We start from the raw sequence: 12,068 nt of genomic DNA on the forward strand, positions 1-12,068 counted from the left end.
CATGGATTCCCAGACTTTCCCTCCCTACAGCGTGCTTATGAGCCTTTACGCCAAGGAGCGCGCCGAGTACTTACGCGAGGCGCTGAATTCGATGCTCGCCCAGACGGTGCCCCCGGCGGAAGTCGTCATCGTGAAGGACAGCCCGCTGACTGACGAGCTCGAGGACGTCCTCTCCGAGTACGACGCGGCCAACCCCGGCCTGTTCAGTTTCGTCTCCTACCCCGAGAACAGAGGCCTCGGCTACGCGCTTGCCCGGGGCATTGAGGCGTGCTCAAACGAGATCGTAGCCCGCATGGACACCGATGACCACGCTCTGTCGGGGCGCATGGAGTGTCAGCTTGCCCTCATGGCCGAGCAAGGCCTCGACATGGTGGGTAGCAACGTAACGGAGTTCGTCGAGGCCTGGGACAGGCCCGTGGCGACGACGGACCTGCCCATAACCCACGACGAGATCGTCGCTTACTCCAAGCGCCGCAATCCCTTCCGGCACCCGCCTATGACCTTCCGGCGCTCGAAGGTGCTCGCCGCTGGGAGTTACAACGACGACTTCCACTACTTCGAAGACTGGGACCTCTTCAACCGGATGCTCGCCTCGGGCTGCCGTGCGGCCAACGTGCGCGAGACCCTTGTGGCAATGCGCGTGAGTCCAGACTTCTACGCTCGCAGAGGAGGCCGCGCCTATCTGTCGCACGCGAGGCGCTTCAAGCGGGCGCAGCTGGCATGCGGGTACTTCAGCGCTGCCGACTACTTCATCTCGTTTGTTCCCCAGGCAGTTGTCTGCCTCATGCCCAACGCCCTTCGCGGGCTCGTGTACACAAGGATTCTCCGGAAAGGGGGAAATGCGGAGTGACCGCGACCGCAGCAATCATTACCCTCTGCAACTCGCCGAATTATGGCTCTTGTCTGCAGAGCTATGCGACGCAGCGCGTTTTCGAGTCGCTGGGAGTCGCAGCCACGGTGGTCGACTACTACCGGCACGACGCTATCTCGGAGAAGGAGACCGAGCGCGCCCTCAATGGACAGCTTTCCAAGAAGATCCCTATCTTGGGGCTGCCGGGTGCCAAGTCGCTCGCTTGCGATTCCATCTCGTGCATGCTCGCGCGCCGTCGCGCCTTGCTTCGGGCACCGAGACTTGGTAATTCTCTCCTATCAACGGGACTGCATCATGACTAATATCCTTGTATACGCTGAGGCATGGGGTGTCGGTGGGATAGAAACATACCTTCTGGGGCTCTTTCGTGAGCTAGCCCCAAAGGGTTTCTCGTTCACGTTGATCACTACCTGGGATTGGAATTGCTCTTACGACGATGTGCTGGCCTCGCTCGGTGTTGAGCGTCGTGCGGTTTTCAATGGCTACAAGCCCGGACAGGTGAGACGCCTCAAGGACGGGCTTAGTGCGTTCAAGAGACTTCTCGATGAAAACAGCTTCGATGCTGTGCATATCAATACGATGAATGGAATGGGGTTCGCCTATGCCCAGGTTGCTGCGAGTCGTGGAGTGCCGGTGTGCATCGTGCACTCGCACAACTCTGATGTTGGCGCGGGCGGCAGGATAGTTAAAAGGTTCGTGCACTCAGTCGCTCGCTCAGTGCTATCGGGCGCTGAGACTTCGAGGCTCGCATGTTCCGAGGAAGCGGGGCGGTATCTCTTCGGGAGGAAGCCGTTTACGGTCGTGCGTAATGGCTTTGACACGGTTCGCTTCGCGTTCGATTCTGCCGTTCGTGGTGCTTGCCGCAGCGAGCTGGGGGTGCCCGCCGATGCACTGCTGTTGGGTAACCCTTCGCGTCTCGCGCCCGCCAAGAATCCCCTCTTCCAATTGGATGTGTTTTCCGAGGTGCTGAGGGCTGAGCCTTCTGCCTACTACCTCATGCAAGGGGACGGCGAGATGAGGGAACAGGTACGAGAACACGCAGATTCGCTTGGTGTGGCTGCGCACGTTATCTGGTTCGAGCCGAGAGCGGACGTGGCGCCACTCTACAACGCGATGGACGTGTTGCTGTTTCCTTCGCTGCACGAGGGGCAGCCTCTCGTCCCGGTCGAGGCACAGGCTTCGGGTCTTCCGGTCCTCATGTCTGTGAACGTATCTGACGAGACTGCCGTTACTGATTTGACTCGGTCCGAGGGGCTTGACCGTCCGGCTTCTCTTTGGGGAGAAGAGATCCTGGCTATGGCTCGGGAGCCACGCAATCGCGCTATCTATGCGGATCAGATTCGCAAGGCGGGCTACGACGTTGCAGATACTTCTGAAATCATGGCCAATATTTATCAAACACAAGGGGTGAGATAATATGGCGGGTGAAACCCCCATCAAAGTGTTAAACATCGTCCCGTCGCTCGCTATGGATGCAGGCGTTACTTCGTTTGTTCGGAACATGTTCTTGTTTCGTGACAGTTCGCGCGTCTCGTACGACTACCTGCATCATGACGTTGTTAATGGCGAGCTGCGACATCCGCTCAACTACGATGACGAATTCAAAGGGCGCGGTGCCAAGGTCTTTACGGTCACGCATGCGGGAACTGATCTCTCGGCCTTCATTAGAGAGGTCAAAGGGTTCTTTCAAGAGCATGGTTCTGAATACGACGTCGTGCACTGCCACATGCCCAACTCGGCATTCTGGACGCTTCGTTACGCGGCCGAAGCCGGGGTTGCCCATCGCGTGCTACACAGTCATCTCAACAGCAGCTCGGATAGGTTCAGCCATCGTGTGCGCAACGCGCCGCTCATCTGGTTCGGGCGGCGCTGGGCGACCGACGGGGTCGCGTGCTCCGAAGACGCCGGCCGCTACCTCTTCAGGGGGAAGGACTTCCTGGTGATGAGGAACGGCATCGATATCGACCGCTTCGCCTTCAACCCTGAGGTCCGGACGGCCTGCAGGGTGGAACTCGGAATAGGTCCCGAGGAGCCCGTGGTGGGATGCGTGGGCCGGATTTCCTTGCAGAAGAACTTCTCCTTCGCGGTCAGGGCTTTCGGTGAGTATGTGGCTGCTCACGGCCCTGCCAGGCTTGTAATCATCGGGGAGAGCAACAGCGCCGATGAACGCCGGGAACTCCAGGAGCTCGTCGACGAAATGGGTCTGGAAAACTCCGTGATGCTGCTTGGCTTGAGGAGCGACGCCTATCGTCTCTACTCGCTCTTCGATGTCTTCTTTATGCCGTCGCTTTATGAGGGCCTTCCCGTCTCGGCCGTGGAGGCACAGGCGGCGGGACTGCCGTGTGTTTACTCGACTGGTGTGCCCGCCGAGACGGACATCGCCGGGACTGGTTCGTTCACGGCACTCGACGCGCCGCTGGCCAACTGGGCGAGGGCGCTCAATGTGGCGATCGAGGGCGGCAGGCACCTGGAGGCCCCTAACAAACTAGAGGCTGCGGGCTACTCAGCCGAGGCAAACGCCGCGCGGCTTATGGAGTACTACGAAAGGCTGTTGAGCCGATGAGCTACGTAAGCAGGATCTCAAGAAAGATTGGTGATATGGCGAATCCATTGCTCGCCAAGGGCAGAAGGAAGAAGCTCACCCGCACTGACTTCAGCATCTTCTCGAACAACTGTTGGGCCGGCTCGGTGTATCGGCGTTACGGACTTCCCTATAGCAGTCCAACCGCCGGCCTCTACTTCTTCGCGAGCGACTACGTGAAGTTCGCCTCGAGGCTCAGGCACTACACTGCGACGCCGTTAGAGTTCATCGACGCACGAGACTCCCGTTATGCCGATCAGCTTCGCGAGAAGGGCGAGCTCGACAAGCCCGTCGCTCGTCTCGATGATATCGAGGTCGTGTTCCTGCACTATCCCTCCCCGGAGGAAGCCGCAGAGAAGTGGGCCCGCCGCTGCGAGCGGATCAACTGGGGCGACGTCTTCATCAAGTTCAGCCAGATGAACTGCTGCACAGAGGAGGACCTCAGGGCCTTCGATGCCATTCCCTTCGGCAACAAGGTCTGCTTCACGGCGTCGCCGAGGCCCGAGCTCGCGTGCGCCGTGCACTTCCCCGGCTATAGCGAGCGGGGGGGGGGTCCTCAATGATACGGACTATTACTCGCGGTACATCGACTTGGAAGAATGGCTCTGCAGGCCCCCGGAGATCTACGGACTCGGTTAGCTGGCCCTATTCGCACGGGCTTTGCTGCCCTCTCTGCCTCGACCTCTATTCGATTGACTTTGAGCGGGGCGAGTTTCGATGAGGGTAAAACGCATCGCCTGCTCGATTATCAGGAGGATTCTTTTGTTCAGGTACGGGAAGAGGCTCGAACTCGGCCGGCGTCCATCCCCTAGGCTTCTCTGGGGCCTTCGATTGGGGAAAGGCTGCCATGTGAAGATTGGTGACGATGTTGTCATTAAGCCCGGTGCACACATATGCGTTGTTGAGGGTGGTGCCCTTAGCATCGGGAACAATCTGTTCATGAATAGCGGATCCAGCATAACCGTGCTTGGAGAAACGGCCATCGGAGACCGTGTCCTGTTTGGCCCGAACGCCATGGTGTTCGACCATGACCATGATTATTCATCTGCAAAACCTGCCGTGACTTACAAACTCGGACATGTTTCTATCGGTGACGACGTCTGGCTTTGTGCAGGGTCGATTGTCACTCGCGACACCTCTGTTGGAGACCGATCGATTGTGGCTGCCAATGCGGTCGTATGCTCGAACTTGCCCCAGAACTCAGTTGCTGCGGGCGTTCCCGCAGTTGCCAAGAAGCAAATTTTGGAGTGGAGCTAGTGGATCAGATAATTTATCCGAATGAGGACCTGGTTTACAGACGCAATGTTACTGACGTGCATGGTCTTGTGAGGAGCGTGGGATTCAATCGATCGGTGGTGAGCAATGGATAGCCCACTCATTAGTGTCATCGTTCCCGTCTATAACGTTGAAGACTATCTCTTGGAATGCGTAGAGAGCCTCATCGGCCAGACGTACGCAAACCTTGAGATTTTGCTCATCGATGATGGGTCAACAGACTCTTCGCCTGAGATCTGCGAAATGCTCCAATCGCGCGACGGCAGAGTCCGCGCCTTGCATAAGGAGAACGGCGGTCTCTCGGATGCTAGGAACTATGGAGTGGAACGAGCCATCGGGGAGTATGTGTCCTTTATAGACGGTGATGACTATCTCGATGGCAACGCTTTCGAAACTGTCGCGAAAGAGCTCGCCGGCGGTGCCGACCTCGTTGCTTTCGGTATCGTGCTCGACTTTGAAGACGGCAGCCATGTGGACAAGGCTGCGCACGAGAGGCGTGTCTACTCGGGCACGGAGGGCATCGTAGCCCTGAATACGTTCAATGGGTTTGACGTGAGCGCTTGCAATAAGGTCTACCGCCGTACCCTTTTCGACAACGTGAGGTTTCCGAAAGGGAAGCTATGCGAGGATTTTTATGTTATGCCTAGGATTTTCGATCTCGCTAATCGGATTGTCCTTCTTCCGAATCCGTTCTATCACTATAGGCAGCGGAGCGGAAGCATCACCAAAGGTACGTCTTTCAACATGGACTTTATTAATGCGGCTGAGGACCAGCTTGCTTTTTTGGAGCGCAATCACCCTGAAATATCTTGTGTTGGCGAAAGCGCCCTCGGCTTCGCTTATCTAACTTATCTGAACTTCTGCATTGACAGATGTACGCTCGACGACGCCGTCCTGATACGCAATAAAATGAGGGACCGGTGCCCTGCGGTGCTAAGATGCCCCGGCCTGCCACGCTGGAAACGGCTCCAATATCTCTTTGCGTGTATTTCACCAAGAGTGTACGGCCGGCTGTACGCTCTTGGCGTCGAAAGACGGAGGGACTAGGATGAGGTTAATCGATAGGAAGCTGAGCCTGAATCCGCTGCTCTCCATTGCGGTCTTTCATGCCTGCGTAGTGCGTGTCGTGTACATTCCCGGCTACAACACTATCGCTTCGGTTTTGTGCGCGATTATTCTCTGCGTCATGCTCCTGAGAGTCAAAAAAATTTTTTCTGAGCCTTATTTGAAGGTCAACCTTCTTTTGTTCGCCATGTCCGCCGTAATGGTCGTCTCCTCGCTTTTGAACTCATACAACATGAATGGAACGTTGCTGTTTATCGCAAGGCTGAACCTACTGACTTGGTTCTTAGAGATCCAATGTTCTGAGGGTAGAATTCGCAGCACTGCCACGGTATTCTTCCTTTGCTGTGTGGTCTATCTTCTGATTACGTATTACTACATTGTTTCGGACCCTCTTATGGCTTGGCGGAATGAGCTCAACTATTTGGTCGGAACCAAGTTCTCGGTGTCCTATCTCGCCTTGTTCGGGCTCATCATGTACGTTATTGCCGCCGGGAGGTCAATAAAAACCATTCCACGAGCCGTGCTATTCGCCGCGCTTTGCGTCCTTGCGCTTCTTCTTGCCCTCAGGATTGACTGTAATACCGGAGCGATCGGCATCGTGCTCTTCATGCTCGCGATAGCGTTTAAACCTGTACTGGAGCACCCTTTGCATAAGCCCATAACATATCTTGTCACGTCCATATTCGTTACCTTTATCCTGTTTGCTTTTGGCGAGATCGTTCTGCACGTTGGTTTTGTTTCGGATGTCATCACAAACGTCTTCGGAAGGAGCTCTGACCTCTCTGGGCGAACCTACGTCTACGAGCACGTATTCCCGTTCCTGGTGAATAGTCCTCTTTTTGGCTACGGGTACAATAGCGTTTACGCTCTCTTCGAGGGCGTTATGATGTTCAGCGCTACTGGGAATGCCCTCGACGCCCAAAACGCCATTTTGGAATACTGCCTCTATTTCGGCCTCGTGGGCGTTGCCTTACTCTATTGCTATATCTGCTTCGTCCTTTCTAGGGGAGCCCGTCACATTGCAGAGGGGGATGACTGGGGGCGATACGTGTCCCTGGTTGGCCTATATGTCCTAACAGTCCTCGGGATGGCGGAGATAACAATCAATGTTCAATTCTTCGCATATATTGCGCTGTATGCTGCCCTTTCTGCCGAGGAAGCCCTAGCTCGCGATTTTGGTTACCCGGCTCCGGTCGGCCGAATTGCGACCATATTCAACTGATAATGGCCTATGACATGGAGGATCTAGCGATGGCCGATTCAAACAACCGCACAATATACGTTTCGACAATCATTGACTCGCACAATTACGGAACGGTCCTGCAGGCCGTTGCTACCCGGGACATATTGGGGCGTTATGGCCGTCCCGTCTTCGTTGACTACTGTCGCCCCCAGTGGACGCGATCCGGTTGGGCGCATCAGAAGATGTCCGGCGGCCGCGTCAACGGCTTTCTCAAGCTTGCTGCTGGCCTGGGCGCCAGGTTGCGATCAGAGCGGGTTTTTCGCCCCTTTATAGAGGGCCAGCTTTCACTTTGCGATGCAGGCCCTTTTCTGACGGGCGTTGGGCTTGATGCCCTTGACCGCGACGCCCTTTTCTGTGTGGGCAGCGACCAGACTTGGAACATCGAATGCAATGACGGTATTGATCCCGTGTACTTTCTCGAGCGGATTCCCGACGACAGGCGTAAGGTCGCATTTGCTGCGAGCTTTGGGCGGCCTAAGCTCGATGACGAGGAGGCGAATCTGACCAGACCTCTCCTGAGTGGCTTTGACGCGATCTCCGTCCGAGAACGCTCTAGTATTGACATCCTCGACAAGATGGGCATTCCCGGATCCGTCGCCCTGAAGGACCCGGTCCTGCTCTGCGATGAGAATCTATGGTATCGCCTCAGCGATTGCTCCCGGCTTCCTTTTGATTCTGGCTACGTCCTTCTGTACATGCTTAATCCGAATCCGGATATGATCTCCTATACCGTCAGGGTTAGCAAGGAGCTTGGCGTGCGCGCCTGCGTTGTTACCTTCAATCCGCTTCGGCTCCCTCCCCATGGTCTCCGCGCAGCCTGTCTTCCCACGCCGGGGGAATGGTTGAATCTGTTCCGCAATGCTGGCCTTGTCGTCACCGACTCGTTCCACGGAACGTGCTTCTCCCTCCTCTTCAACCGCCCCATGGTCGTCTTTGACCCGGCTAAATACTCAGTAAGGCTCCATGACGTCCTGAGCGACTTCGACCTTTTGGACAGACGCGTTCTGAACTCTCAGGACGCCTTTAATCGGTGCGTTCACCGCAATCCGATTGAATGGCGTGTCGTGAATGAGGGGCTCAAGCTTGAGCGAACGAAGGCGAGGGAATTCCTCGATAGCGCCTTTTCGCCTGCGTCATGAGCATGGGATCCGAATTTGCCTGTTTTAATTATTTGTGGAGGCCCAGTTAATGGTTCAAGAATCAAGCCGTGCCAAATACCTAATTAAGAACACCGCAATCTTCGCCATCGGCAACATTGCGACCAAGCTGATCACGTTCTTCTTGGTGCCGCTATATACGAACGCCCTTGCCACCGATCAGTATGGAACTGCAGACCTTGTTACCACCCTTTGCGCGGTGCTCGCCCCTGTGCTTATTCTCAACATCGGCGAGGGCGTGATGAGGTTCTCACTTGACGACGGGGCGGATTATAACAAGATTATGAGCGTCGGCCTCGCTCTGTTGGCGCTGTCTTTCGCTATTGGCCTTGTAATCATTCCCATCGCGGGCCTTTTCGGCGCTGTAGCCGGCTACACGATTTATATCTATTTCTATACAGTCACGCTTGCCGGGAGCCAGCTCTTCCTGTGCTATTTACGCGGTAAGGAACTGCTCGTCAGATATGCCGTCGGCAATATCCTCCAAACAATCGCCGTCGCCGTGCTCAATATCTTGTTCCTTCTCGTTCTCGACCTCGGCTTGCCTGGATACTTCATGGCCTACATATTGTCTTCAGCTGTGGCTATGGTCTACGCGTTTCTTGCTGGCAACGTTGTCGACGTCTTCAGAAACTTTAAGATCGATTTTGATTTGGCGAAAGAGATGTCGCGGTATTCGGCAGTGCTCATTCCCAATACGTTCATGTGGTGGATTATCAACTCTTCTGATAGGGTGCTCGTGACTGCTCTGCTTGGAACGGCTGCAAATGGAATATACGCCGTATCCTATAAAATTCCCTCGGTTGTCTCCGTCGTTGCGGGGATATTCAATCAAGCATGGAGCTATACAGCCATACATGAGGACGGAAGCGAAGACCGTGACGAATACTGTGACAGGGTCTACGGAGGTTTGGTAGGCGTCTCTGTCGTTACGGGAGTGGCGCTTCTCCTGTTTATGAAGCCGATAATGGGCATTTATGTCGAGGCTAGTTATTATGAAGCCTGGCGTTACACCCCCTTTCTTATCATAGGCAACGTATTTATGACCACCGGAACCTTTTTGGGCTCTTGGTATACGGTGAACAAGGACAGCAAGGGCTATCTGTTCTCTGCGACATTCGGTGCGATTGTAAATGTCTTACTGAACCTTGCCCTCATACCTTTTCTCGGCATCACCGGTTCTGCCTTGGCGACTTGCTTCAGCTACATCACGGTCTACGCTTACAGGGTTTTCGATACGAAACGGTACGTCAACATTAACACTATGAAGGCCAGTTATGCCGCCGCCTACGTCGTGCTCTTCCTTGCTGGTGGCACCCTCTTTATGGACGGCGCGGCTGGCGAGCTTCTAATGCTAGCTGAGCTGCTTGCCGTGATTGCCATTTTCAGGAGAGAGATGGGAACGCTCTTTTGCGGCCTGCTCCGAATTGTTAAAGAAAGGTTGGGTTAAGCGATGCAGCACCACCCTGATTCACCTAAGCCCTGCTTGCCTGTCCGCGTCTTGGCGCTCCGCGACAAGGACTATGAATCGTTGTCGCGCTCTGCCTCGGGAGGCGCGTTTGCTGTATTGGCGCGCGCCATGCTTGCAAGGGGAGGCGCCGTCTTCGGCGCCGAGCTGTGTGAAGACAATATTGTGAGAATCACCTGCGTGGAGGACGTCTCTGAGTTGTGGCGCCTTCAGGGCTCTAAATACGTGCAGTGCTCGCCAAACGGAAGTTTCGACCATTGCCGGGAGCTTCTTGAGTCGGGCCGTGACGTTCTATTTAGCGGCACCCCCTGTCTGGTCTACGCCCTCAAGAGCTATCTGGCGCGCAAGGGACTCAGAGCCTGCAGCGGTAAGCTGGTCACTGTTGATTTGGTCTGCCATGGCGTCACAAGCCCCGAGCTATTCAGGCTTTACGTTGCTTGGCTTGAGAGCAAGCTCAAGGCCGTTCCGGGAAGCCTTCGATACACTTTTCGCTCCAAGAATAGACCTTGGGGTCTCTACTACTACTACTACTACACCTCCGCCATTGACCTCAAGCGCAAGGAGGCTATTGGGCCATACAGCGATGACCCGTATTACCGCGCTTTCTTGAGTGGAAAGTACTATCGCAAGTCCTGTTATTCATGCCGTTTTGCGCAGCCCGAGCGCGTAGGCGATATAACCATTGGAGACTATTGGGGCATCGAGAAAGCACACCCCGATTTCTATGATGCGAGGGGAGTCTCACTGGCGATGCTAAACACACCTGTGGGACTGCGCTATTTTGAGGAAGAATGCGCCGATGGTTGCACATGGGTGGAATCGGACCTTGAAAGGGCGTCCGCCGAAAACGTCAACCTGTTGCATCCCTCGCGTCGGGCTCCGGAGGATGAGGCTGCTGCTGCTGAGCTTTACAGGGCCGTCGCATCTGGAGACTCCGACCTCATCTTTGGCAAATTCCTCCGTCAACGCGGCATCAAAGGCCTTTTAAAGGACTGTCTGCCGCATGATTGGATTGAATGCGTCAGAACCCTAAAGAATCGCTTTAAGTGATTGATTGCCACCAAGGTGAAGATGCCAGAGATTCTTTCATGGTTGATTTCCGATTTCAGCCGAACACATTGAGCGGATAGGCCGTTCCCGCGGTCGGCCGAACGCCCCCGAGGCCCCTCCCGGGCCCCGGGGGCGGCATTTTCCAGTTGAAGGAACGGTGGAGATGTGTTTCGATGAGTCCGGTGGCCATGCCCCACCCTCCGCCCGGCACCTCTTCCCAGACTCAGCTGGACGGCCGGTCCGCCTATTCCGTTTTTCCCTTCAGGCTGGGACGGCGGGAAATCGCCCCTCCCTGCGCGCGTTCGCCCTATCGGCCCCGGCGTCAGGTTGTCAGGTCAGACTACGGGCCCGGGCGGCGATACTGTTCGCTGCCCGGGCCCCGTTGCGTTTTGGGGCTCTGACGCCGTGCCTTCGCCTACTCAGGCTACGGCTGCGCGGCGACTACAGCCTTCGCCAGCGCCTCGGCGGCCTTGCGCTTGGAGTCCATGTTCACGTGGATGTAGATGTCCATGATGGTGGCGCATGTGGCGTGCCCGGCGAGAACCTGCATGACCTTGGAATGCACGTCTGCCCTCGCGAGTGCGGTAAGATAGGAATGGCGAAGCTCGTGGAAGCAGAAGCCCTCGGCGCATTCAAGCGGCCGAGCATTCGCAAGTCAATTCCTCCTTTCACCGACTGGCAAAACGATTTACACCTAATTGTGGACATTGCCCACACGGTTTTCATTTCTCCTGCATTGATCTCGCTAAAATAATAACTGCTGCTACCAGGGCATTTTCTGGTGCACATTCTATTGGCTCCTGCGAAGATCGGAGCGGGTATGTTTGCCGCCGAGTCCCACACCAGCCGTCATCACATCGCGATCGCTGCCATGGCCTGCCTATGCGTTTTGCTGGGCGGGCCTTCTTATGCCGCGGGCGCGGAGAGCCTGTTCATCGCGGGCGCGACGTACTTCGAGCCGGGCGTGTCGGGCCCCGGCTGGGCCTGGACCGATGCCGGCCATCTGGAGCTTGACGGCTACGCGGGCGACGCCATCGGCGCCGACGGCGACCTGGTCGTGACGCTTGTGGGGCGCAACTCGGTGACGCAGTCTCATACGCCCGACGCGGACATCACGCAGTGCGGCATGGAGGTGTGGGGCAACCTGACGCTTCGCGGCACCGGGTCCCTGGCGGCTTCGGGCTCGCAGTGCGCGATCCACGTCTCGCGGGCGCTCGCGGTTGACGGCTGCGCCGTCGATGCCCGGGCGGACGGGGCCGATGTCACGGACGAGGCCGTGGCCGGCGTGATCGCCGGCGGCATGGCCGTGCGCGGCGGCGGGCGCGTCGTTGCCGTAGGCGCAGGGTCCGGAGCGGGTG

At 56.4% G+C, this 12,068-nt stretch carries 14 protein-coding genes; 13 read left to right on the forward strand and 1 reads right to left on the reverse strand.

What is annotated here, in order from left to right:
• Position 1 precedes the first annotated feature (1 nt).
• From KTF55_RS05390 to KTF55_RS05440, 11 genes are all read left to right on the forward strand, one after another.
• Entirely contained in the window at positions 2-850 is an 849-nt protein-coding gene (locus KTF55_RS05390) for a glycosyltransferase (protein ID WP_217107828.1), read from the forward strand.
• Entirely contained in the window at positions 847-1,173 is a 327-nt protein-coding gene (locus tag KTF55_RS05395; RefSeq protein ID WP_172622426.1) for a hypothetical protein, read from the forward strand. The genes KTF55_RS05390 and KTF55_RS05395 overlap by 4 nt, the downstream gene beginning before the upstream one ends.
• Positions 1,166-2,287 carry a glycosyltransferase gene (locus KTF55_RS05400; protein ID WP_172622427.1) on the forward strand — a complete coding sequence of 374 codons (1,122 nt, stop codon included), beginning with the start codon at positions 1,166-1,168 and terminating at the stop codon, positions 2,285-2,287. Before KTF55_RS05395 ends, KTF55_RS05400 begins: the two co-directional genes overlap by 8 nt.
• Before the next feature lies 1 nt (position 2,288).
• Complete coding sequence (locus KTF55_RS05405) at positions 2,289-3,434, forward strand: glycosyltransferase (RefSeq protein ID WP_195193072.1); 1,146 nt, start codon at positions 2,289-2,291, stop codon at positions 3,432-3,434.
• Positions 3,435-3,469: 35 nt separating this feature from the next.
• Positions 3,470-4,015 carry a DUF1919 domain-containing protein gene (locus KTF55_RS05410; RefSeq protein WP_157757972.1) on the forward strand — a complete coding sequence of 182 codons (546 nt, stop codon included), beginning with the start codon at positions 3,470-3,472 and terminating at the stop codon, positions 4,013-4,015.
• Positions 4,016-4,301: 286 nt separating this feature from the next.
• Positions 4,302-4,709: a DapH/DapD/GlmU-related protein gene (locus tag KTF55_RS10145; protein WP_217107829.1), complete on the forward strand. Its 408-nt coding sequence runs from the start codon at positions 4,302-4,304 to the stop codon at positions 4,707-4,709.
• A 105-nt stretch (positions 4,710-4,814) separates the two neighbouring features.
• Positions 4,815-5,774 carry a glycosyltransferase family 2 protein gene (locus tag KTF55_RS05420; protein WP_099431604.1) on the forward strand — a complete coding sequence of 320 codons (960 nt, stop codon included), beginning with the start codon at positions 4,815-4,817 and terminating at the stop codon, positions 5,772-5,774.
• A 1-nt stretch (position 5,775) separates the two neighbouring features.
• Positions 5,776-7,014: an O-antigen ligase gene (locus KTF55_RS05425; RefSeq protein WP_195193076.1), complete on the forward strand. Its 1,239-nt coding sequence runs from the start codon at positions 5,776-5,778 to the stop codon at positions 7,012-7,014.
• 29 nt (positions 7,015-7,043) lie between these two features.
• The gene (locus KTF55_RS05430; RefSeq protein ID WP_157757974.1) at positions 7,044-8,174 is read left to right on the forward strand and encodes a polysaccharide pyruvyl transferase family protein; all 1,131 of its coding nucleotides are present in this window, start codon (positions 7,044-7,046) and stop codon (positions 8,172-8,174) included.
• A 49-nt stretch (positions 8,175-8,223) separates the two neighbouring features.
• Positions 8,224-9,642, forward strand: a complete 1,419-nt coding sequence (locus KTF55_RS05435; protein WP_099431607.1) for an oligosaccharide flippase family protein — start codon at positions 8,224-8,226, stop codon at positions 9,640-9,642.
• 3 nt (positions 9,643-9,645) lie between these two features.
• Complete coding sequence (locus KTF55_RS05440) at positions 9,646-10,710, forward strand: Coenzyme F420 hydrogenase/dehydrogenase, beta subunit C-terminal domain (protein WP_099431608.1); 1,065 nt, start codon at positions 9,646-9,648, stop codon at positions 10,708-10,710.
• A gap of 424 nt (positions 10,711-11,134) precedes the next feature.
• Here the strand turns inward: KTF55_RS05440 and KTF55_RS05445 are convergent, their stop codons facing one another.
• Positions 11,135-11,275: a hypothetical protein gene (locus KTF55_RS05445; protein ID WP_371734661.1), complete on the reverse strand. Its 141-nt coding sequence runs from the start codon at positions 11,273-11,275 to the stop codon at positions 11,135-11,137.
• A gap of 30 nt (positions 11,276-11,305) precedes the next feature.
• Between KTF55_RS05445 and KTF55_RS05450 the strand changes: the two genes are divergently transcribed.
• The gene (locus KTF55_RS05450; protein WP_217108534.1) at positions 11,306-11,464 is read left to right on the forward strand and encodes a hypothetical protein; all 159 of its coding nucleotides are present in this window, start codon (positions 11,306-11,308) and stop codon (positions 11,462-11,464) included.
• 27 nt (positions 11,465-11,491) lie between these two features.
• On the forward strand, positions 11,492-12,068 hold a 577-nt coding region (locus tag KTF55_RS05455), incomplete at its 3' end, for a hypothetical protein (protein ID WP_217108535.1).

Source organism: Collinsella sp. MSK.8.10 (assembly GCF_019041915.1).
GTDB lineage: Bacteria > Actinomycetota > Coriobacteriia > Coriobacteriales > Coriobacteriaceae > Collinsella.